This is a genomic window from Duncaniella sp. C9 (genome assembly GCF_004803935.1).
Taxonomy (GTDB): domain Bacteria; phylum Bacteroidota; class Bacteroidia; order Bacteroidales; family Muribaculaceae; genus Duncaniella; species Duncaniella muris.
Map to the genome: position 1 here is coordinate 3,134,516 of NZ_CP039547.1, position 24,016 is coordinate 3,158,531.

Annotated in this window: 16 protein-coding genes and 1 tRNA gene; 12 read left to right on the plus strand and 5 right to left on the minus strand. The window is 54.1% G+C overall.

The annotated features are described in order from the left end of the window. Positions 1-8: 8 nt before the first annotated feature. Positions 9-1,049 carry a 3-dehydroquinate synthase family protein gene (locus E7745_RS13300; protein ID WP_136409025.1) on the plus strand — a complete coding sequence of 347 codons (1,041 nt, stop codon included), beginning with the start codon at positions 9-11 and terminating at the stop codon, positions 1,047-1,049. Positions 1,050-1,065: 16 nt separating this feature from the next. Here E7745_RS13300 and E7745_RS13305 read toward each other — a convergent pair whose 3' ends face one another. After that, positions 1,066-1,824 (minus strand): outer membrane beta-barrel protein, encoded by a 759-nt coding sequence (locus tag E7745_RS13305; RefSeq protein ID WP_107031270.1) that lies wholly within the window; start codon positions 1,822-1,824, stop codon positions 1,066-1,068. A 168-nt stretch (positions 1,825-1,992) separates the two neighbouring features. On the opposite strand from E7745_RS13305, the gene E7745_RS13310 reads away from it, so the two are divergent. The 5 genes from E7745_RS13310 to E7745_RS13330 all read left to right on the plus strand — a co-directional run bounded on the left by E7745_RS13310 (position 1,993) and on the right by E7745_RS13330 (position 7,115). Then, a tRNA-Arg gene (locus E7745_RS13310) sits at positions 1,993-2,066 on the plus strand. A 278-nt stretch (positions 2,067-2,344) separates the two neighbouring features. After that, a complete protein-coding gene (locus E7745_RS13315) occupies positions 2,345-2,794 on the plus strand; it encodes a nucleoside deaminase (RefSeq protein WP_107031269.1) in 450 nt (149 codons plus the stop codon). 91 nt (positions 2,795-2,885) lie between these two features. Continuing rightward, a complete protein-coding gene (locus tag E7745_RS13320; protein ID WP_123398533.1) occupies positions 2,886-3,581 on the plus strand; it encodes a Sir2 family NAD-dependent protein deacetylase in 696 nt (231 codons plus the stop codon). 226 nt (positions 3,582-3,807) lie between these two features. Beyond that, a complete protein-coding gene (gene topA, locus E7745_RS13325) occupies positions 3,808-6,135 on the plus strand; it encodes a type I DNA topoisomerase (RefSeq protein ID WP_123398534.1) in 2,328 nt (775 codons plus the stop codon). 50 nt (positions 6,136-6,185) lie between these two features. Continuing rightward, positions 6,186-7,115: an RluA family pseudouridine synthase gene (locus E7745_RS13330; protein WP_107031266.1), complete on the plus strand. Its 930-nt coding sequence runs from the start codon at positions 6,186-6,188 to the stop codon at positions 7,113-7,115. A 618-nt stretch (positions 7,116-7,733) separates the two neighbouring features. Here the strand turns inward: E7745_RS13330 and E7745_RS13335 are convergent. After that, entirely contained in the window at positions 7,734-9,779 is a 2,046-nt protein-coding gene (locus tag E7745_RS13335) for a M3 family metallopeptidase (RefSeq protein ID WP_136409026.1), read from the minus strand. Between the two features lie 62 nt (positions 9,780-9,841). Then, positions 9,842-12,055, minus strand: coding sequence for a lipopolysaccharide assembly protein LapB (locus E7745_RS13340; protein ID WP_168182143.1), 2,214 nt, complete (start codon positions 12,053-12,055; stop codon positions 9,842-9,844). A 106-nt stretch (positions 12,056-12,161) separates the two neighbouring features. On the opposite strand from E7745_RS13340, the gene E7745_RS13345 reads away from it, so the two are divergent. The 5 genes from E7745_RS13345 (at position 12,162) to E7745_RS13365 (ending at position 20,482) form a co-directional block, all read left to right on the plus strand. Then, entirely contained in the window at positions 12,162-13,319 is a 1,158-nt protein-coding gene (locus E7745_RS13345) for a 1-deoxy-D-xylulose-5-phosphate reductoisomerase (RefSeq protein WP_107031351.1), read from the plus strand. A gap of 45 nt (positions 13,320-13,364) precedes the next feature. Next, on the plus strand, positions 13,365-14,720 hold the full coding sequence (gene rseP, locus E7745_RS13350; protein ID WP_136409028.1) for an RIP metalloprotease RseP: 1,356 nt from the start codon (positions 13,365-13,367) through the stop codon (positions 14,718-14,720). 46 nt (positions 14,721-14,766) lie between these two features. Beyond that, complete coding sequence (locus E7745_RS13355) at positions 14,767-15,960, plus strand: class I SAM-dependent rRNA methyltransferase (protein WP_107031261.1); 1,194 nt, start codon at positions 14,767-14,769, stop codon at positions 15,958-15,960. A gap of 63 nt (positions 15,961-16,023) precedes the next feature. Further along, complete coding sequence (locus tag E7745_RS13360) at positions 16,024-18,036, plus strand: dihydrofolate reductase (RefSeq protein WP_136409029.1); 2,013 nt, start codon at positions 16,024-16,026, stop codon at positions 18,034-18,036. 97 nt (positions 18,037-18,133) lie between these two features. Continuing rightward, positions 18,134-20,482, plus strand: coding sequence for an endonuclease (locus E7745_RS13365; protein WP_240740321.1), 2,349 nt, complete (start codon positions 18,134-18,136; stop codon positions 20,480-20,482). Positions 20,483-20,704: 222 nt separating this feature from the next. Here the strand turns inward: E7745_RS13365 and E7745_RS13370 are convergent, their stop codons facing one another. Beyond that, positions 20,705-21,193 carry a hypothetical protein gene (locus E7745_RS13370; RefSeq protein ID WP_107031258.1) on the minus strand — a complete coding sequence of 163 codons (489 nt, stop codon included), beginning with the start codon at positions 21,191-21,193 and terminating at the stop codon, positions 20,705-20,707. Positions 21,194-21,430: 237 nt separating this feature from the next. Here E7745_RS13370 and E7745_RS13375 point away from each other — a divergent pair, with 237 nt between their 5' ends. Continuing rightward, complete coding sequence (locus tag E7745_RS13375) at positions 21,431-22,213, plus strand: hypothetical protein (RefSeq protein ID WP_123398540.1); 783 nt, start codon at positions 21,431-21,433, stop codon at positions 22,211-22,213. A gap of 93 nt (positions 22,214-22,306) precedes the next feature. On the opposite strand, the gene E7745_RS13380 is transcribed toward E7745_RS13375, so the two are convergent. Further along, positions 22,307-24,016, minus strand: a complete 1,710-nt coding sequence (locus E7745_RS13380) for an alpha-amylase family protein (RefSeq protein WP_240740322.1) — start codon at positions 24,014-24,016, stop codon at positions 22,307-22,309.

Genomic DNA, 24,016 nt, shown 5'->3' on the forward strand with positions numbered 1-24,016 from the left:
CCTTCCAAATGCAGAAAATAGTTTACACAAATGAAGTAGCCCAAGCTATAAAAACTTTCGTCAACGAACTCACACCCGCAAGCGTCCACATAATAACCGACACCAACGTCGCGGATGCAGTGCTCCCGAAACTCAGACTCGACTATCCGGTAATCACCGTCCCTGCGGGCGACGACCATAAGAACATCGATTCTCTGAGCCACATCTGGAGTAGCCTGATCAACCAGGGAGCCACACGGAAATCACTCGTAATTAATATAGGTGGCGGCGTTGTAACCGATATGGGCGGATTTGCAGCAGCCACCTTCAAGCGAGGAGTGCGCTTCATCAATGTACCGACCACTCTGCTTTCGGCTGTCGATGCGGCTGTAGGCGGAAAGACCGGCATAAACTTCGAGGGACTCAAAAACGAGATCGGAGCCTTTGCCCCTGCAGAAGCAGTGGTCATCTCGACAATCCTGTTTGCATCTCTTCCGAAAACCGAACTGCTCTCAGGCTATGCCGAGATGCTGAAACACGGTCTCCTTTCGTCAGCCGCCGACTATGCCGCGCTGCTTGATTTCGACATTCTTGATGCCGATCTTAGCCGTCTGCTTCCCTTGCTCGAAAGAAGCGTGCGTGTCAAAGAGTGCATAGTCGAGGAAGACCCCTGCGAAAAAGGCATACGCCGTGCCTTGAACCTCGGCCACACAGCCGGCCATGCTTTCGAGGCGCTTGCCATGCACAAAGGTCGACCCATGCCCCACGGCTATGCAGTCGCATTCGGCATACTGGTGGAAATGATCATCTCGCACTCGCTCGAAGCCTTCCCCTCGGCCGAACTTTACCGCTATGCCGCCTATCTGAAGGACCAGGGCTACGGATCGCCAGACGTTTCATGCAACGATTATCAGGCTCTTCTCGAATATATGCGCCACGACAAGAAAAACGACACTCCCTCGCAGATCAACTTTACCCTCCTCTCAGCTCCCGGACAGCCGCTGATCGACCGCACCGCATCCGCTGACGAAATTCTGGCCGCCTTTGACATCTTCCGCGACCTGATCTGAGATCGGATCAGGAATATCAGAAAATATAGCCTGCGGTAGCCATCACATTGACATTATGAGAATTCGGAGTCTTTATCGCGGCACTTGTGCCCATAGCCACATTCCGGAAACCGAACTGGCATCTCACTCCGAGCGAGATCTTATTCATGAATGTAAGGCCCGTGCCGAGATGCAATCCCATGTCGAAATCGCGGTATGAATTGATAAATCCGCGGTCACTCTTATAGTAATCAGCCGTTGGGTGCGATATGTTTGTCACGAGCTGGCCAAGCTCATTGACCTTGGCATTATATATCGTAGCCTTCTGCTTACCTCCTATGCCGAAACTCATGAATATACCGCCGTCGGCATTCCATTTTACTCTCGGAGCCAGATTGAAAGTGAATGACGCGAAAATAGGCACGTTGAACGTACGGTAATTATTCTTGATGAATACATTTGACACATTGGCCTCACCCTCCTGGGTCACCGCCAGATCCAGTTTGCCCGAATTGCGCAGATAGTTCAGCTCAGTGCCGAGCCCGACGAAAGAAGTCAGATTGAACTTGGCTCTGAAGCCCACACCCCAGGCGAAACCCATCGAATTGTTGACATCAGAAACAGCCGGGAAACAGCTCTTATAGTTTTCCGTCACGTAGCTGCCACCTGCCAGCAAGTGGACCTGGGTCTCGAAAAATTTATCGGGCTTACCATAGACAATCAGTTGTGACTTTACAGCTGTCGGGAATAACAGAGCTGCGACAGCGATGACGGCGGCGGTAAAGATTTTTTTCATAACATTAGCGCGTGTGTGATTATATTTGACTGCTTTATTTCAATCCAAAATTACATCAAAAAGCCCTTATAAGCAACCCCTGATATAAAAATTGCCAAAAAATGATATTTTTTTTGCACAATTGAATAATTATTTCTAACTTTGCAGAGTCAAAAACGACAACACAACGGCTCCTTAGCTCAACTGAATAGAGCATCTGACTACGGATCAGAAGGTTACAGGTTTGAATCCTGTAGGAGTCACACCAAGCCCGCTTCACCAAGCGGGCTTTTTTCATCCCCCGCCTCGTCGGCCTTTATCACCGTCTGCGGATATCACTGTACAGAATCCCCAATAAGGCCGATTAAGAGAGTCCGCGCACTATCAACGGACCGACTACACCAGAGCAATCCCCGGTTTCACATGGCTGAGACCGGGGATTGCTCCGTAGGCGGGCAAAGGCAATTCAGGTTTTGTCCATTCGATTTTTAAGTTTATATTTGCATTGACAATTGCATTCCGACAATCAAGATTTGGATTTATGACTCAAGAGGAAAGCGACGAGAAGTTCATGCGCATGGCTCTGGCCGAGGCGCGGGAGGCTATGGAGCGAGACGAAGTGCCGATAGGTGCGGTGATTGTGTCGCCGCGGGGCATGGTCATAGGCCGTGGCCACAATCTGACGGAGGCTTTGGCCGATGTGTCGGCCCACGCGGAGATGCAGGCCATAACCGCTGCGGCGCAGATGCTTGGCGGGAAGTATCTTCAGAACTGTACGCTCTATGTCACAGTGGAGCCTTGCCTGATGTGTGCGGGCACCATAGGATGGGCGCAGATAGGCCGTGTGGTCTACGGGGCGGCGGATGAGAAGCGGGGCTACCGGTCGTTCACGTCGAGATCGCCTTTCCATCCGCGGGCCACGGTGACATCCGGGGTGCTCGGAGATGAATGTGCGGAGCTGATGCGCACTTTTTTCAAGTCGAAGCGTTAGATTAGAATATGCCGGTGTCAGAAAAGTCTGACGGCTCCCTCTCCATAGATAATCAAAAAAACAGAACCTGATCAAAAAATATAGCCTGACAGTGAAACCGAAACTTGTAATCTCGTCCGGAGCCGGTATTTCGGCCGAATCCGGAGTCTCGACGTTCCGCGATGCGGGAGGTCTGTGGGAGAACTATCCCGTGATGGATGTGTGTAGCGCGGATGGCTTCGCGCGCAATCCTGCGCTTGTCCACCAGTTTTACAACGAACGGCGCAAGGGGCTGGTGAAGTGCCTGCCCAACGCCGCCCACCGGGGGCTTGTGGAGCTGGAGAAATGGTATGACGTGTATGTGATCACACAGAACGTCGACGATCTCCACGAGAAGGCCGGGAGTTCGAAGATTCTGCATCTCCACGGCGAGCTGATGAAGGTGAGGTCCATGCGTGATGACACCCGCATCTACACGCTCGATGAAAAGCATCTTGAGACCAGTCCGGATACGCGCGACAGCTACGGAGATCCGGTGAGACCCCACATAGTCTTCTTTCAGGAGGCTGTGCCCAACATCGAGCGGGCTATAGAATGGACGCGCGAGGCCAACATATTCGCGGTGATAGGCACTTCGCTCGCGGTCTATCCGGCGGCGAGTCTGCTTCACTACGTCAGGCCGGGAGTTCCGGTCTATTACATAGACCCGCGTCCGGCGGCAGTTCCTGACAATGTCACAGTGATCCCTGCGACCGCCACTCAGGGAGTGACCCGGCTCATAGAGCTTCTCAGGCCCGAAGGAAAATAAGAGGTTAAAAAAACTCTAAGCGGCTTCCCGGCAAGTTGAAAATCCTTGCAAAACAGTTTGCTACAATCTCTAAATGTGAGAAATTGTTAAAGGATTAACCTAATTTTAAGAATCTGTTTATATTTTTCCTACCTTTGCGCTCTGAATCCGGCCATCATCCAGGCCACCCGAATCGGTGGGGCAGAGTGTCAGTCAAGGCGCACCACCCATAGCGTTATACTATAATATGTTGAAAAACCTCGTCATAGTAGAGTCTCCGGCCAAAGCCAAGACCATTGAGAAATTCCTCGGCAAGGACTATAAGGTCATGTCGAGCTACGGTCATATCCGTGACCTCCGCAAGAAAGATATCAGCATCAAGGTTGATTCCGACTTCCAGCCAGTCTATGAAATTCCGGCCGACAAGAAAAATCTTGTCACCGAGCTAAAGAAAGCCGCCAAGGAGGCTGAGACAGTCTGGCTCGCATCTGATGAGGACCGCGAGGGAGAAGCCATAGCATGGCATCTCTACGAGGTGCTCGGACTGAAGCCGGAAAACACCAAGCGGATAGTCTTTCACGAGATCACCAAGAACGCTATTCTTGAAGCGATCGAGAATCCGCGTGACATCGACCTGCATCTTGTCGATGCCCAGCAGGCCCGACGGGTGCTCGACCGTCTGGTGGGCTTCGAGCTGTCGCCTGTGCTCTGGAAGAAGATCAAGCCGGCGCTCTCGGCCGGCCGTGTGCAGTCAGTGGCCGTTCGTCTGATAGTTGACCGCGAGAACGAGATCAATTCCTTCAAGTCGGAGCCTTACTACCGAGTGACAGCGCTTTTCACCATTCCCGGCGGTGCCCAGCTGAGGGCGGAACTGTCAAAGCGTCTTCCTGATGAGGAAAGCGCGCGTGAATTCCTCGAAGCCTGCAAGAAGGCAGTGTTTACGGTTTCCGACATCAGCGTCAAGCCTCTCAAAAAGTCGCCGGCGCCCCCCTTCACCACCTCGACCCTCCAGCAGGAAGCTGGCCGCAAGCTCGGATTCACTGTGTCACAGACCATGATGGTGGCCCAGAAGCTCTACGAAGCAGGTCACATCACTTATATGCGTACCGACTCGCTCAACCTCTCGAAGCTTGCTGTGGCAACCATATCGAAACTCATCACCGAAGAACTCGGCGATAAATATCTGAAGGTGCGCCGCTATCACACCAACTCTAAAGGCGCGCAGGAAGCTCACGAGGCCATCCGCCCGACCTATATCGACAAGGAGACGGTGGAAGGCACCTCGCAGGAAAAGCGGCTTTACCGTCTGATCCGCCTGCGCACAATGGCTTCACAGATGGCAGATGCCGAACTGGAGAAGACCACTATCGACATCAGTCCCTCAGGCCGTCAGGAGCATTTCACTTCAAGCGGTGAGGTCATCAAGTTTGACGGTTTCCTGAAAGTCTATCTCGAAGGCAACGATGATGATGACAGCCAGAGTCCCGAAGGTGACGACATGTTGCCGCAGGTCAATCCCGGCGAACAGCTTACAGCCGAAAACATCAGCGCCACGGAGCGTTTCACTCTCGCGCCTCCGCGCTATACCGAATCATCGCTCGTCAAGAAGATGGAAGAGCTCGGCATAGGCCGCCCGTCGACCTACGCTCCGACCATCTCGACCATCCAGCACCGCGAATACATAGTCAAAGGGGAGAAAGCCGGCGAGAAGCGTCCGTTCAAGGTTCTGACACTTAAAGCCGATGGCAAACTAAGCTCGGCCACAAAGACCGAAAGCGTAGGTGCAGAAAAAGGGAAGCTCATCCCGACCGACACCGGCATTATTGTCAATGAGTTCCTCACGGCCAATTTCCCTGACATTCTCGACTATGACTTCACAGCCGACATGGAGCAGAAATTCGACCGCATAGCCGAAGGCGAAAGTGACTGGAACAAGGAGATAGCCCGTTTCTACGGACTCTTCCATCCGGAAGTGGAGAAGGCCAACGAAATGCGCACCGAGCATAAGGTGGGCGAACGCCAGTTAGGCACCGATCCGGCCACCGGCGAACCTGTTTCGGTCAAGATAGGCCGTTTCGGGCCTGTGGTGCAGATCGGGTCAGCCGATTCCAAGGAAAAGCCGCGTTTCGCGTCTCTGCGCAAAGACCAGAGCGTTTTTGACATCACTCTTGAGGAAGCTCTGAAACTCTTCGACCTGCCACGCACTGTTGGCGAGATAGAAGGCAAGACAGTGGTTGCCGCAATAGGCCGTTTCGGGCCCTACATACGCCACGACGGCAAGTTTGTCAGCATCCCCAAGGACCTTTCACCGACTTCGATTACCCTTGAAGAAGCCACCGAGCTGATCCGCGCCAAGCGCGAGGCTGACAGCAACAAGGTTGTCAAGACGTTCGCCGAGGAACCGGAGATACAGATACTCAACGGCCGCTACGGTGTCTACATAGCCCACAACAAGACCAACTATAAGATTCCGAAAAGTGTGACCGATCCGGCAGCTCTTACTCTCGATGAGGTCAAGGCTATCATGGCAGACCAGGAGAAGGCGCCCAAGCGCACTGTGCGACGCAAGAAATAATCAATAGCTCTCCCCTACCCCCTTTCAGCATCAGACACATTACCCAATCAATGGCCAAAAGAACATATTCAACCAAGCCGGGCGCCGAACGCAACAAGTTCAAGCCCGATGTAATCGAAACCTATCAGGTGGCCGAGGAGGCCGCACTTCTTGAATTTCTGATCGGCGCGATGCCTCAGCGCAAACGCACAGCGATCAAGAATCTTTTGAGCCACAACCAGATAGCAGTCAACGGCATTCCGACCACCCAGTTTGACATGGCGCTGAAGGCCGGCGACGAGGTGAAAGCCAATCTCACCCGCGAGTTCCGTGTGTTCTACAACCGCCGTCTTAAGCTTGTCTATGAAGACGATGACATCATAGTGGTCAACAAGGGCTACGGGCTGCTGTCAATGGGCACTGACAAGATAAAAGAAGGAACGGCCTACAGCATACTGCGCGAATATCTGAAGTGGCAGGACCCGCGCAACAAACTCTTCATTGTCCACCGTCTCGACCGAGACACATCCGGACTGATGGTCTTCGCCAAGAGCCAGGAGGCCAAAGACAAGCTCCAGCACAACTGGAACAATATGGTGATTGCCCGCAAGTATCTTGCGGTTGTGGAGGGACGTCCGGAATCCGAAGAGGGGGAAGTGCGCAGCTATCTTGCTGAAAATTCGCGTTTTGAAGTCTATTCCACCGATAAGCCTGAGGAGGGTCAGTTAGCCGTTACGCGTTACCGGACCCTGCGCTCGCGCAACGGGTATTCGCTGATGGAGGTCTCTCTGGACACCGGACGCAAAAACCAGATCCGTGTCCATATGAAAGATCTTGGTCACCCCATTGCCGGCGATCGCCGCTACGGGGCGAAAAGTTCGCCCATTCACCGTATGGCACTTCATGCTCAGACGCTTCGTTTTATCCATCCGATGACCCGGAAGGACATGAACTTCTCCACTCCGGTGCCGGCTTCGTTCGCCCGCATGGTCGGGATGTGATTGGCTGTCTGACAGATCATTATCCTTTTCACCAGAAACTGATTCCTTAGCCCGGCGCCGTCGGGCCGCGCTTTCGCGCGCCTTGCGGGAGCGCTCTACGGCTTTGTCTATGTCGGGACGCAGAAGGTAGAAGATCAGCAGGGAGTCTGTCGAGATGTCGCCTGCAGGTTCAATACGGTGGATCAGATAGATGTTGATGGCCTCCATAGTTTCGTAATATGAGGCTGTACGCCCGGTCCAGCTGACGCACTCGATGGCCGAGCGGATGTTGTCACTCAGACGGGTATAAAATTTTTTCGAGACCGGGAGGTCCTGGGAGGTGGTGGGTTTCATAGAGCAAAAAAATTTATTAAGTAACTCTTCAAAATTAACCGATATAATGTACATAAGTATCTCGTATGGGGGATCTTTTATACTCTCTGCGGTTTTATTCCGGTCAGAATCAAGTTCTTCATCGGTCGTTTATGTCTATAAACTCCCTCTTCAGCCCTCGATTCTGCCTCTGAATAAATCCCGCACATAGTATAAATTAATTTTTCAGAGTTACTTATTTTTGCAAATATACACCACGCCACCCCCGAAAAGAGTGCGATAATGCGGAGGCTTCGCTGTCAGGAGCTATTCGGTGATGCCGTCGCGGGCAAGAAGGGCTGTGATGGATGGATCCTGGCCGCGGAAACGGCGATAGAGTTCATCGGGGTCTTCGGTGCCTCCGCGCATTAGAATGCAGGTGCGAAATGATTCTGCCGTGGCACGGTCAAAAATACCGTTTTCCTTGAATTTTGCAAAAGCGTCGGCATCGAGCACTTCGGCCCATTTATAGCTGTAGTAGCCTGCGGCATATCCGCCGGCAAAGATGTGGGAGAAGGTAGATCCGATGACGGATCCGGGAATGTGGGCGAACATTGCGACCGGCGCTCCGGCCTCACATTCGAATGCCTCCGGATCGTCGACCGGCGAGGTGATGCTGTGCCAGGCCATGTCAATCAGTCCGAAATTGAGCTGACGCAGGCAGGCATAGGCCGCACCGAAGCGCGAGACTGCGACTATGCGGTCTACGAGTTCTGCGGGAATCGGTTCGCCGGTCTGATAGTGGCGGGCGAATCCATCGAGAAAGTCTTTTTCAGTCAGATAGTTTTCATTGAACTGCGAGGGGAGTTCCACAAAGTCGCGCAACACGTTGGTGCCTGAAAGCGAGGCATATTTTGTGGCGGCGAAGAGGCCGTGGAGCGCGTGGCCGAACTCATGGAGGAAGGTCTCGACCTCATAGGGCGCAAGAAGTGAGGGCCGGGTGGCGGTAGGCTTTGTGAAGTTCATCACTATGGTGACGTGAGGGCGGATGTGCTCACCTTCAGGAGTGATCTCCTCGCTGCGGAATTCAGTCATCCACGCACCGGGGCGCTTGCTGTCGCGCGGGAAGAAGTCGGTGTAGATGATTCCGAGGAAGGAACCGTCACGGTCAATGACCTCATAGGCCCTTACATCGGGATGATAGACCGGGATTTCATTGTTTTCCCTGAATGTGACACCGTAGAGACGGGTGGCGAGTCCGAAAACTCCGTCAATGACGTTGCCGAGTTCGAAATAGGGTCGCAGGGCCTCTTCATCATAGGCATAACGCGCGTTTTTCAGTTTGTTGGCATAGTAGCTGTAGTCCCAGGGGCACAGCTCTATCTCCCGGCCTTCAGTCTGCGAGGCATAAGCCGAAAGTTCGCGGAGCTCGGCTTCCATTGCGGGGCGATAGGCATCGCGCAGCGAATCGAGCAGCTCATAGACCTTTTCAGGGGTCTTCGCCATAGATTTCTCCAGGCGGTAGTGGGCAAAGGTCTCGTAGCCGAGAAGCCATGCGAGGTGCATACGGGTCTCGGCTATCTCTTTCATGACGGGGAGGTTGTTGAGGTCGCCGCTGACGTTGCGTCCGGAGTAGAGGCGATACATCTTTTCGCGCAGATCGCGGCGGTCACTGTATTTCATGAAAGCCATGTAGACGGGCTGTGCGAGAGTGAAGAGATATTCCCCCTCGCGGCCTTTCTCCTTGGCGGCAAGAGCTGCGGCTTCGACGGAGCTTTCGGGGAGTCCGGAAAGGTCATCGGTCGTGAGCCAGATCTCGTAGGTGTTGAGCTCTTTGAGCACATTCTGCCCGAAAAGAGTGGTCAGTTCGCTCAGACGGCTTGAGAGCCATGAGTAGGTCTCGCGGTCATCGCCTTCGAGCAGAGCGCCGCTGCGCACAAACGACTCGTAGGTGCGGCGCAGGAGCATGGAGTCTTCGGTGTCGAGGCCAAGTGAATCGCGCTTGTCATAGACGGCTTTTACGCGCTCCCAGAGTCTGCGGTTGAGCGAGATTGATGTGGAATAGTCAGAAAGGCGGGGTGTGATCTTGAGCGAGAGTTCCATCATGGCATCGTCGGTCATGGCCGAGAGCAGCGGGTCGAAGACCATAAGCACGCGGTTGAGATCACGGTCGGCATGTTCAAGCGCCACGATGGTGTTTTCAAACGTCGGAGGTTCGGGGTTGGCAACAATGGCATCGACCGCCTCAAGGCCGAGACGGATGCCACGGTCGATGGCGGGTTCGTAGTCGGTGACCGAGATGCGGTCAAAGGGTGCGGTGCCGTATGGAGTGGAGGTAAATTCCGAGAAAAATGGATTCTGGGTCTGTGACATGTGGGGATCGGAGGAGGGGTAAAGATTCTGTGCGGTTGGTGTGGATATCTGAGAGGAGCTGATCAGAGGCTCTGGCCGAGTTCGGAGGAGCGGCGGAAGGCTTCGTCGAGCAGCAGGCCGAGGGTCAGAGAGTCAGGCGCGGGAAACGAGCTGAACAGGTGGCGGTCGGCGTTGAAGTCGCGCATGAAGTCATCGCGGTCGAAGTTGCGCGCGGCAATTGAGGAGGCATAGCGCTCCACGGCTTTGTCGAGGCTTCCGCTCAGCACTTCGAGATGGCCGGCGGCAAGGAAGTCGGAGGCAGAGGGATCGCGGGAGAGGATCATGGCGGAATAACGGCGCGCGCGTTCGAGATCGCCTGAGAGCAGTGAGCAGCGGACTATTGGGCGCGAGGAGCGGTCAGACTCTCCGGCGAGAAATTCGACTTTATAGAAGAATTTCAGGGCCTCTTCATAGCGTCCGCAGAGCATGTGGCAGCGGCCCATGTTGAGAGCCAGGGCGGAGTCGTCGGGGCGCGCTGAGGCCACACGGATATAATAAGAGAGAGCTTTTTCCCAGTCGCCGTTCTGACGGTGGCAGAAGGCGAGACGCTTGACGGTCCATTCGCTCTGCGAGTTGAGCAACTCGCTCTGTTCATAATAGCGTATGGCCTCGGCGAGATTGCCGGTCATCTGCATACAGTAGCCCATCTTCTGGAAGAGTTCGGCGGAAGGTGGCATTTTGAACGAGAGGCGGTCGAAGAGGTCAAAGGCATCGGCATAGTGGCCGTGTCTGAAATAGAATTCTCCGACAAGGCGTAGGGTGTCGGCATCGTCAAACACCTCCGAGAGCTGCGGCAGGGTGACAAGGTTGAGCGACGAGGCCACGGCAAAGGGGTCGCGGAACTCACCCTTGCGGCGGAAGAGGCGGAAAAAGCGGTAGATATCCTGGACATAGCGCCCGGCAATGCGCTCGCGGTCTTTGCCGGCCTGGGGCAGATCGCCGAAACTCATGGCCGCCATCTGGGCCGAGTGGGCCTTGAGCTGCGAGGCCATCATCTCTCTCTGCGATGCGGGCACCTGTGAGAGCGAGAGGATGATCGAAAATTTATCGCCGTCGCAGAACATCGGCGCGGCATCCATGATCTCGCCGAGGAGGCGCACTGAGGTGTCGCCGCTTCCGGCTATCGAGGAGTGAGACGAGTGGAAGGGCAGAAACCAGTTTGATATGTCGTTGAAAAACGGGAATGTCTTAAGTTTGCTGAAGGTCACCATCATGACATCGCCGCCGTCTTCCTGGATCTCCTGAAGCTCCTTCAGTTTGTCGGAAATTCCGGATTTGTCAAGCAGTTCGGCCCATTCGGGGTTTTCTTCCATAGCCTCAGGATCGAGCGGCTTGCGGCCGAGTTTCTCGATCTCAGGACGCAGTTTCATCATTTCGGGAATCACCTCGTCGGTGAGTTTTCGGCCTATGCGCTCGGTGTCACGCGCGCGGATAAACTGCATGAAAGCCATGCGCACGTCAGAGCGCCAGCGCGGATCCTCGCGCAGAGAGTCGAAGCGGCGCAAGAGCGAGGGTGAGAACGGACGGTCGCGGCGCATCGACATGACTATCAGCAGAGAGCAGAGAGCGCGGACTGAAATTTCGGCATCGTCAACAGTATAGGCATCCATCAGCATACGCAGGCGGCGTTCGTCGTGATATTCAAGCTCGCCCATCATGACAGCCCCGATGCAGAGCAGTTTGAAATGGCGCGGCAGCGAGGGGTCGGCCATGACATTGCCTATGGCGGCGGCATCGTCGACCGACAGTGGCGAGGTGGTCCAGATGAAGTTGAAGATATCTTTCTCCAGCGACTCGGCCCTGGCGGTCAGTTCGCGGCCTGCCTTTTCGGCATCTTCGGTCAGCACTGCCATCTGCAGGCGGCGGTTGACGCGGTGATATTCGCCGATGAGTGCGGCCACTGTCAGGTCGCGGCTGCTGAGCTGAAAGCGCAGGGTGTTGAAATATAGCGTCGGGGCATCGGCTATGCGCGAACGGCGGTGAAGATCGTCGGCAAGCGAGCGCACCGAGCCGCAAAGCTCGGCGAAAAGCTGCGGACGGGCCGGATCGGGAAGCCCCTGAAGGGCGTAGTGGGTCATCAGCCTGTAGCTTTCGCGCAGACGGGCTGTGGCCGAGCGGATCTCGGCGATGGCTCCGAGCGACGAGGCTGCGTTGTCGATGAGATCGAGAGCGTCGTTGATGCGCCCTGAGTCAAGAAGACGGTCAATGTCTCCTGAAATATCTATATGGTGATTCATTGGAGTTCGTGTATATGCAAATTTACTATTATTCCCGCAAAAATCATGCCAAAATGAGGATTTTTCCGTATTTTTGCACTTCTTAAAGCAACCAATCTGAAAACATATGCCACATAATATAGCAATCCTCGGCTCAACCGGGTCGATCGGAACGCAGACACTCGATGTCATATCCCACTTCCCTGACCGGTTCAAGGCCACGGTGCTGACAGCCGGCTCTAAGGTCGACGAGCTGATAGAACAGGCGCGCATTCACCGTCCGGCTCTTGCTATCATAGCCGATGAGTCGAAATATGCCCGTCTGCACGAGGCTCTCTCTCCCTTAGGTATAGAGACTGCCTCCGGCGCCGCGGCAATAGCCGATGCGATGGAGCGCGACGATTTCGACACGGTGGTGACCGCCACCGTAGGCTACAGCGGCCTGCTCCCCACTGTCCGCGCCATCCGCACAGGCAAGGAAATAGCTTTGGCCAATAAGGAAACTCTTGTAGTGGCCGGCGAACTGGTCAGCCGCCTTCTGGCCGAGTCAAAATCAAAAGTGATACCCGTCGACTCGGAACACTCGGCGATCTACCAGTGTCTGGTCGGCGAGGAAAAAGGCTCGGTCAACAAACTTATCATCACCGCTTCGGGAGGTCCGTTCCGCACAATGGACAGCAAGCACATAGCCCGGATGACCGCCCGCGAGGCCCTGCTGCACCCGCGCTGGCAGATGGGAGCCAAGATCACTATCGACTCAGCCACCATGCTCAACAAGGCCTTTGAGATCATCGAGGCCCGCTGGCTTTTCGACATTGAGCCGGAGAGAATCGAGGCCGTGGTGCATCCTCAGTCAATCATCCACTCGATGGTCGAGTTTATCGACGGCGCCGTCAAAGCCCAGCTCGGAATTCCTGACATGCGCCTGCCGATCCGCTATGCTCTCGGCGATGCCTCGCGCCTGCCCTCATCGGAACGCCCGCTGAGTCTTGCCGACTATTCGACGCTGACCTTCGAGAAGCCCGATGCAGAAAAATTTCCCTGCCTGACCCTCGCCCCCTATGCCCTCAGCCGCGGCGGAAACACGGCCTGCATCATCAACGCCGCCAACGAAGTGGCAGTGCGCGCCTTCCTTGACGGACGCATTTCCTTCCCAGCCATCTACAGCTGCATCACCCAGGCGCTTGAGGCCATAGATTTCATTGCATATCCGTCGCTCGATGACTATGTGGCCACACATCACGCCACCATCAAATTTACCGAAGAAAATCTGACACGCAAATAAAGAGGTTGTAAAAAAACAACATCATAAGCAACACTGACAATTCTTATGGAAACATTCCTTATAAAAGCCCTTCAGCTCATAGTGGCCCTGGCCTTCCTCGTGATCATCCACGAATTCGGCCACTTCATTTTCGCCCGCATTTTCGGCATCAGAGTCGAGAAATTCTACATGTTTTTCGACCCCTACTTCTCGCTGTTCAAGTGGAAACCCAAAGCCAAAGAGGGCGCAGACCCAAACAAAAGCTCATGGCGCGACACTGAATACGGCATAGGCTGGCTCCCGCTCGGAGGCTACTGCAAGATCTCCGGCATGATCGACGAGTCGATGGACACCGAACAGATGAAGCAGGAGCCCAAACCCTGGGAATTCCGCACCAAACCGGCCTGGCAGAGACTGCTGGTGATGCTCGGCGGCGTGCTCTTCAACTTCATACTCGCGATTCTGATCTATGCCGGCATTGCCATGCACTGGGGATCGCAGTACATACCTTTCGAAGCTGCCACCGAAGGCTTCGACTTCGCTCCCGCTGCCCAGAAAGCAGGATTCCGCAACGGCGACATCCCTTACAAGGCCGACGGCCGTCTGCTTGACGCATCGAAGGGTGACTATCCCTACCATATGGCCGACGCCGACGTGGTCACAGTGATCCGCAACCACCGCGATACCGTCGACATCGCCATCCCCGATGACTTCATCTTCCGTCTCAACGAAGACAAGGGCTTCCTGGCCTACCGCCTGCCGGTCTACATAGACCGCATCGTACCCGGCGAGGCCGCCGCTAAGGCCGGACTGAAAGAAGGCGACCACATCATAGCCGTTGACTCGACAGCCACTCCCTCGTTCACCGAGCTCACCCCCGCCCTTGTCAGCCATGCCGGGAAAGAGACCACAGTGACCGTGGAGCGCGACGGCAAGACCCTGCGTCTGCCAGTCACCCCCAACGAACACGGCAAACTCGGCTTCCAGCTCAGACCGATCACAGCCGTCTACAACCCAGTGACCATTGACTACAGCTTCTTCCAGTCATTCCCCAAAGGCTGGGAAATCGGCACCACCACCCTCACAAACTACGTCAGCTCGATGAAGCACGTCTTCTCGCAAGAGGGAGCCGAGAGCCTCGGAGGATTCGGAGCAATCGGCAACATGTTTCCCGAACGCTGGAACTGGCTCAGTTTCTGGGAAATCACGGCCTTCCTTTCCGTTGCGCTCGCATTCATGAACATCATCCCCATTCCCGGACTCGACGGCGGGCACGTCATGTTCCTCCTATACGAGATCATCACCCGCAGGCAGGCTCCGGAAAAGGTTCTGATCGTAGCCCAATACATCGGCATGGCCTTCCTGCTGCTTCTGCTGCTCTACGCCAACGGCAACGATATTTTCCGGGCATTCTTCAAATAACCCGGCCCCTCTCCCCCGCCCACACACATTGTTATAAACTGTCAATATGTCATCATCACAGCTTAAAACCATAACCCTCAAGCGCGGAAAAGAAGAATCGCTCCTGCGCTTCCACCCGTGGGTATTTTCAGGTGCCATCGCCAGCCTGCCCGACGGTCTTGAAGAAGGCGAGACCGTAAGAGTAGAAGCCTCTGACGGACGCTGTCTCGGAACAGGCCACTATGAGATCGGCTCCATAGCCGTGCGTATGCTCGAAAACACCGACTCGGCAATCGACGGCAACTTCTACGCCTCGCGTCTGCGCCACGCCTGGGACCTGCGCCGGCGCCTCGGCCTGATACGCCCCGACAACTCAACCTTCCGCCTGGTCCACGGCGAAGGTGACTTCCTGCCCGGATGCGTTGTAGACATCTACGGAGACACAGCAGTGCTCCAAGCCCATAGCCCCGGCATGCACTACGCCCGCCTGACCATAGCCGAAGAACTGACCCGCCTGCCCGATGCCGGAATCAAGAACGTTTACTACAAATCAGAGACAACCCTCCCCTTCAAAGCCCGCCTCGATCCGGTCAACGACTATATAATAGGTGGCTACAACACTAATATCGCAATTGAAAACGGCCTGAAATTCAACATCGACTGGCTCAAGGGGCAGAAAACCGGCTTCTTCGTAGACCAGCGCGACAACCGCTCGCTGCTGCAGAAATACAGCGCCGGAGCCAGAGTGCTCAACATGTTCTGCTACACCGGCGGCTTCTCGGTCTACTCGATGCGCGGCGGCGCCGAACTGGTCCACTCCGTCGACAGCTCGGCCAAAGCCATAACCCTCACCGATGCCAACATCGAGCTGAACTTCCCCGGCGACACCCGCCACAAATCATTTGCCGAAGACGCCTTCAAATATCTTGCAAAGGTTGAAAAAGGCGCCTATGACCTCATCATACTCGACCCCCCGGCCTTCGCCAAACACCGCAGCGCAATCCGCAACGCAATGATAGGATACCGCAGGCTCAACGCCGCCGCCTTCGAGAAAATCGCTCCCGGAGGAGTGCTCTTCACCTTCTCCTGCTCGCAGGCCATCAGCAAAGAGCAGTTCCGTCTGGCCGTCTTCACCGCTGCAGCCATGTCCGGCCGCCGGGTGCGCATTCTCCATCAGCTCACCCAGCCGGCCGACCATCCGGTCAACATCTACCACCCCGAAGGCGAATACCTCAAAGGCCTCGTGCTCTACGTCGAGTAAGAGAGTTGGCCAAACCAACTGACAGAACGTCAAAAAAACATTCTCATAACCAATCTCATAATCATGTCATTAACCAAATTTATTGTTCCTGCAATGGCAGCAATGGCAATCACAGCCTGTGGCTCAAAAGCCACACAGGAAACGGCTGACGATTTCGACTACACAGTCGACCGTTTCGCCGACATCGAGGTGCTTCGCTACAAAGTGCCCGATTTTGAGAATCTGACCCCTCAGCAGCGCATCCTCATCTACTATCTGACAGAGGCAGCCATCACCGGCCGCGACATTCTCTGGGAGCAGAACGGCAAATACAACCTCGCTATCCGCGACCTCATCGAGAACGTCTACACCAACTTCGACGGCGACCGCGAGAGCGACGAATTCAAAGGTCTCGAACTCTATCTGAAGCAGATCGAGTTTGCCAACGGCATCCATCACCACTATTCGATGGATAAGTTCACCCCCGTGTTCAGCCGCGAATTCCTCGCCGGCCTGGCGGCAAAACTCCCCGCCGACCAGCAGCCCGAAGATCTGGAAACACTCCTGACCATCATTTTCGACCCCTCAGTGATGCCCAAGCGCGTCAACCAGGCCGAAGGACAGGACCTCATCCTCACATCTGCCAACAATCTCTACGACAACATCTCGCAGCCCGAAGTAGAAAACTACTACAACGCACTTAAAGACACCACCGATGCCACCCCCGTTTCATGGGGCCTGAACGCACGTCTCACAAAGCAGGACGGCAAAGTAGTCGAGCAGGTCTACAAAGTAGGCGGTCTCTACTCCGAATCCATCTCAAAAATAGTGGATCTTCTCGGCAAAGCTGCGGAATATGCCGAAAACGACTCCCAGCGCGCCATCATCAACAAGCTCATCGAATATTACCGCACCGGCAACCTGAAGACCTTCGACGAATACTCGATAGCATGGGTTGAAGACACAGCCTCGCAGGTCGACTTCATAAACGGATTCATCGAAAGCTACGGCGACCCCCTCGGAATGACCGGTGCTTATGAATCAATCGTCAACTTCAAAAATCAGGAAGCCTCCCACCGCACCGAGGTTATCTCAGGCAACGCCGAATGGTTCGAGCAGCACTCGCCCGTCGATCCCCGTTTCCGCAAAGACGAAGTGAAAGGTGTAAGCGCCAAGGTGATCACCGCCGCCATCCTCGCCGGCGACGCCTACCCTGCCACACCAATCGGCATCAACCTTCCCAACGCCAACTGGATCCGCGCAGCCCACGGTTCGAAGTCTGTAACCCTCGAAAACATCACCGAGGCATATGACCAGGCATCGCACGGCAACGGCTTCAACGAAGAATTCGTCATCGACAAGGAGACATCCGACCTCCTTGACAAATACCTCTTCATCACTGACAACCTCCACACAGACCTCCACGAATGCCTCGGCCATGCCTCCGGACGCCTGCTCCCCGGTGTAGACCCCGATGCGCTGAAAGCCCACGGATCAACCCTTGAAGAAGCACGCGCCGACCTCTTTGCCCTCTACTACCTGGGCGATCCGAAGCTCCTTGAACTCGGTCTGCTCGACAACCCCGATGCCTACAAGGCCGAGTACTACAAATACATCCTCAACGGCCTCATGACACAGCTCATGCGCATCGAGCCCGGAAAAGACGTAGAGGAAGCCCACATGCGCAACCGCCAGCTCATCTCGGCCTGGGTCTATGAAAAAGGCAAGCCCGACAACGTGATCGAAATGGTGAAACGCGACGGCAAAACCTACATCAAGATCAACGACTACGCCAAACTCCGTGAACTCTTCGGTCAGCTTCTCGGCGAAGTGCAGCGCATCAAGAGCGAAGGCGACTACCAGGCCGGACGCGATCTCGTGGAGAACTACGGTGTCAAAGTCGATCCCGCCCTCCACAAGGAAGTACTCGAACGCTACGCCAAACTCAACATCGCACCTTACAAAGGCTTCGTCAACCCCGTCTACACTCCTGTCACCGACAAAGACGGCAACATCACCGACGTGACAATCAGCTACGACGAAGACTATCTCCCCCAGGTGCTCCGCTACTCGAAACAATATCGCACATTGAAATAATCTATACGATAATTCACCCGACAACATAAAGACTTCATATGACATCTATGAAACGTCTGCTCTCATTGCTGCCGTCATTCCTAATGGCGGCAGTTCTTTGGGGGCCGCTCCCTCCGACTATTACAAAAGCTGCGAAGGCAAAAAAGCAGCTGATCTTCTGTCAGCCCTGTGCAAGGTTGTAGGCCCGCACACCAACGTAGGCTACAGCGGACTGTGGGGAGTCTACGGATCCTCCGATATTGACGAAAACGGAAAGATCTGGGACATGTATTCGACCAAACGCTGGACCTACCGCAAAGAACAATGCGGAAGCGGCGGCTACACGAAAGTAGGCGACTGCTACAACCGCGAACACTCCCTGCCGAAAAGCTGGTTTAACGATGCAAGTCCGATGTATTCCGATGCTTTCCACATCTATCCTACTGACGGCAAGGTCAACGGACAGCGCAGCAACCATCCCTACGGCGAATGCGCCAACGGTTCTTCTGTTGCCGCCGCCAACGGAGTCAAGCCTCTCGGCAAGCTCGGAGCCTCAACCTTCCCCGGCTATTCCGGCACTGTGTTTGAGCCCGTTGATGAATACAAAGGTGACTTCGCGCGTTCCTATTTCTATATGGCCGCGGCCTACAACGACCGCATCGCCTCCTGGAACGCTACCGAAGCCAGAGCCATGCTCGACCAGAACAGCTATCCGGTGTTCGATGCCTGGGCCGTCAGTCTGCTTCTCAAATGGCATCGCCAGGACCCGGTCAGCCAGAAAGAAATAGACCGCAACGAAGCCATCAGCAAATATCAGGGCAACCGCAACCCCTTCATTGACCACCCCGATCTGGCCGACCACATCTGGGGCGACAAGAAAACCGAAGGCTGGCACTCATCGGCCACCATGCAGCCGGTGATCAATCTTCCGCTTAACGGCTCGACAGTCAACTTCGGAGTCACAGCCGTCAACTATCCTCTGCAGGTGCCGGTGAGAATCGAAGGCATGAACCTCACATCGGCTGTCAGTCTGACCGTCAGCTCCTCCGATTTCTCGCTCTCGCGCACATCAGTCCCGGCAGCCGAAATCAACGGCTCGGCAGCCACAGTCACTGTCACCTTCCGCTCATCGACAGCAAAAAATGCCACAGCGGTCCTGACTCTCACTTCAGGATCACTCGTGACAAAAGTCAAACTCACAGCCAGTGCCATCAACGGCATCCCGGCCCATGAGGCAGCCTATGTGACCGAAGACTCTTTCACCGCCTGCTGGACCGGTCTTGCCGGAGACTCGGACTACACTCTGACCGTCAGCCTCAACGGCACACCGATCAGCGGCTATCCCGTGACCGTGCGTGCCGATGACGGACGCCACATCGTTACCGGTCTCGAACCCGGCACCACCTATACTTATCAGCTCTCGTCGGCCACAATGAAATCCAATATCGTGACCGTGACCACAGCCGTGCCACAGCCCTCAATTGACATCATGCACTATGGCTCCGACAGCCGCGTGGTGCTCACCGCAATGCCCGGCGAACCCTCTGACTGCGAGGAATTCTGGCTGGAGACCGAAAACATCGACTCTGAAATCACCCTCTCGGTAAACAGCCCGTTCGAACTCTCGACCGACAAAGCCGAATGGACCCGCACCCTGATCCTCCGCCCGATGGAAGACCGCTTCTACATCCGCATCGCCGCAAGCCCTGCCGGACACTACGAAACGTTCATCACTGCCACCGCCGGAAGCTATTCCACCGACGACTCAATGGTGGAAGCCATCGTGACCGATCCCTCGGTGCCGACATTCATCGAGACATTCAACCCCATCGGAAGCACCTCTTACGGAAACCACGTCTACAAAGGCTCGGCCACCACATGGAACTGCAAAGATGTGCTCTTCAGCGCATCGGAAGGTGTTGACAAAACAGGCGCCGTGCGCTTCGGCAAAACCACATCAAGCTCCATCACCACCGCATCGGCCAAGCCTGCCGGCATCGGCACCATAAGCTTCCAGGCCAAACGCTTCGGCACCGATGATGACGCAGTCATCGAAGTGGAATACTCGGCTGACAGCGGCCAGACATGGCAGAGTGCAGGCAAAGCCGAAATAAGCTCATCGGCTTACACGGAATTCACCTTCCCGGTCAACGTCAAAGGCGACAACCTCATCCGTCTGCGCCAGACCTCCGGCGAGCGCGTGAACATCGACAACTTCACCGTGACCGACTATGCAGGCCAGTCAGCCATAGAGATAGTAGATGACATCCAGACCTGGGAAGCCTACTCGCTCGGCGGCTCACTCGTCATCGAGAACCACGGCGAAGCCTCCCGCTTCATCGTCTACAATCTCGAAGGCATGATCCTCGCCGACCGCACAGTCAGCGGAAGCGCCACACTTCCGCTCACACCCGGCTTCTACATCGTCTCCAACCTCACCGACATCCGCCGCGTGGTAGTGAAATAACAGTACCCGAAACCGAAAGGCTGTTTAACCAACAGTTTCTAAAATCTGACCGTCAGAGATTGCGTCTGATATCGCAGCCTCTGACGGCATTTTTTATCAGAGGTCATTAAAAACAACCTCTGATAAAAAATTAAAGCAAATTAAAATCCATAACTTGTGATTGTTTTTTTCACAAGTTATGGATTTGTATGATTCAGCAGTTGAGCTTATGTGGAGTTCGTATTACAGCTTGGTGTAAGTTATATAAGTTTCCCCATCCTGGTCTTTCTGATACGTTGTCATGTTAGTGTCAGTGAGCTTTTTAATTGTAGCTTTCATTGTTCCGTCAATGAATTGGTTACCCTTAAGTCTTACTTCGCCAGACTGATTGAACTTCCATTCCCGGCTTGATGCACTCCAATAATAACTGATAATTTCAATATTATAGGATTCGGTTCCAGAATCGAAACTGCCAACTTCGATATCAACTTTCTGAGCGTCTATAATGTTGTCACCGACAGGAATACCCTGTCCATTAAAGTTAAATGTTTCGTCAAACTCATATTTTTCATCCTGAGCATCACCAACATATTCCCAACCTCTGATATTTGTAATGTACCAATTGCCCGAAATACGTGCGGGATCGACATGTTTGGGCTCGTCATCGTCCGAGCAAGCTTGCAAAGCGAAAAGCATTACAACCACAAGCAGATAATCAGTAATTTTCTTCATGTTATATTTAATTATTTTGATTTAACTTCTATGATATAGAAGACATGATAAGCACAACACTTCCTGTTATTTCAAAATGTCAGGGACTGAACAATGCCAATACTATTACAAAATTACACAATCGAGTCGGAATACAAAATTTTCACCTTGAAAATTCGCCATTTACGGAACAATAAAGAATGTACATCTGAATAAAAATATTAACTTTGCAAGCGGACTAAAGAACATTCTCGCAATATGGGCTTAGATATATATTCAGGAAAACTGACCCGCTACTACAGCCGCAACTGGAAAACCATCGTCCAGCAGATGTCTGAGGGAAACGGACAGAAATGCGTAATGACAGACGGTTCAGGCAATGAAATGAAACCGGTTGAAGATCCGTCGGAAATTGATCAGATAAGAGAAACGGTCACACGATGGATTGACAATATCGCCACCGGCATCGACCAGCCTCTCCCTTCGCCATTATGGGACGAGACAAGCGAATGCGCTTACTATACCGACAAACCGGATTGGGAAGCATTCGGCGCACTGGTGTTGTTGCAGGCCTGCCAGTCTCTGAATCGCCCGTTGCCGGAATATGTGGAAAACAGATGGGACGCACTTGAAGATCCTATAGTCAAGGAAGCTATGTCGAAAAAAATAGTCAACTCATTGCTTTATAATGTAGATCTCTGGCTGCCCATTCCTGACAATGCTATTTTTATAGCGGCATACCCGACAGGCAATGAAGGCTCAATCTCCACGGTGTCACTTCTGAAAAAGGAACTGGAAGAACTGAACCGGCAGCTGTGGAAAGCCGATGAGGCCACTATCCTCTCATGGCGCAACGATAAATACTATGTTCCGGTAAAAACCAAAGAGCCGAAACTCATTTTAGGATTCATCAGACGGACTAACAAAACACCAAAGGAAAAATACCGCACTGAAGATCTTGCCCAATGCGCCTACTCGATGCTCTACCAGGCTGTCCGATTTGCGGAAGAACACCGGGTGCCGATAGTATTGGACTATTAGAGAGCCATCTTAAAATATGAAAGGGGAAACGTCCGGTGACAGGCGCATCCCCTTTCACTATTTCATGACCGCAACGACGCGGTTACGGGTTGATCACTTTTTGGCTTTCTGACGGATCTGATTGTGGCGGATTTTCCAGACCACGGCATCATAAGGCGGCACCATTGTGCGGAAAGGCTCGGTGCTGCTCAACTGTTTGGTGTCCTGCTCGCGGGTTATGAGCTCTGTGGCTACGGCCTCGCCTTCTGCTATGCCTAACATCTCGAACGCATGGCGCGGAATGTTGATGCCGAGATCACAGGAATCAGCCGAGAAGTTCACTGCTATCACAAGAGTCTCGCCGTCGCAGTGGCGCATGAAGGCATACTGGCGGTGAGGATTGAGTGTAGGGTTATGATAGTTGACATACATAAGGTCGAAGAAACGTCCCTCGGAGATGGCTCTCTCGCGGTTGCAGATGTTAAGGATGGTGCAATATTTTGACCTCAGCCAGCGCTCACGCGGAGTCAGCAAGGCTCCGCCTGGCTTGCCGTCGTTATACCACCGGCGCAGAGTGCCGACACTCCAGTAGTCAAAAATTGTGGTTCGTCCGTCATAACCGCTGAAGCCCTCGCTGTCTGTGGCCTGCTCTCCGAGTTCCTGGCCGGCATAGATCATCATCGGACCTGTAGAAATCATGGAGCTGACCACCAGCGACGGAATCACTTTGGCGGGATCGCCGGCATAGAACTTTGAGCCGAATCGCTGCTCGTCATGGTTCTCAAGGAAGTTGAGCATGTGCCGGGAAATGCCCTCGACAGTCTGCCAGCAGTTTGTGATTGTAGCAGCCGAATGGTTGTGACACTGGATGGCCCGCAGAGTATCGTAGAGGTTCACCTTGTCATAGAGATAGTCGAAACCGCCCTTTTCGATGAAATCGCGGTAGATATGGATGTCATAAAGCTCGGCTATGAATTTCACGTGCGGATAGCGGTCCTTGACATTAGGGATGGCCCACTGCCAGAATTCCAGCGGCACCATGTGGACCATGTCGCAGCGGAACGCATCGACTCCTTTCGAGGCCCAGAAGCGCAGAATGTGGAGCATCTTCATCCAGGTGTCAGGGATGGGCGAATAGTGAGTGCTCCAGTTGCCGGGATCACGCCCGTAGTTCAGCTTGACGGTGTCATACCAGTTGTTGACGCCAGGGAAAGCCGAGAAGCAGTCATCACCCGTGGCCTTGGCCGGAAATTCGATATATGCTTTCTTCCCGCTGCCCATGTCGACCGACGGAGCGAAAAGCTGACGGGTTATATAATAATAATTGTTGTTCGGATCGAAGAACATGTCGGTATTGTCATCTTCGCCGAGGTCCTTGATTCCGGCCGGCTTCACATCGCTGTGATAGCAGCGGGCTGTGTGGTTCGGAACAAAATCGATGATCACGTCAAGACCGGCATCATGGGTGCGGGCCACGAGAGCTTCGAATTCTTCCATTCGCTTGCCGACGTTGACAGCAAGATCGGGGTCAACGTCATAGTAGTCCTTGATGGCATATGGAGAACCGGCCTGGCCTTTGACCACGTGAGGATTGTCGGGGCTTATACCCTCGCTGCTGTAGTCGGTCCGTGTGGCATGCTCGATCACTCCGGTGTACCACACGTGGGTGGCTCCAAGTTCCTTGATGCCTGAAAGTACGGCTTCATTTATGTCGTTGAACTTGCCTGAACCGTTCTGCTGATATGTGCCTCCGGGAATGCAGTTACGGTTTGAGTTTGTAAAAAGTCTTGGTAATAGCTGATAGATGATTGGTTTTCTGTCCAT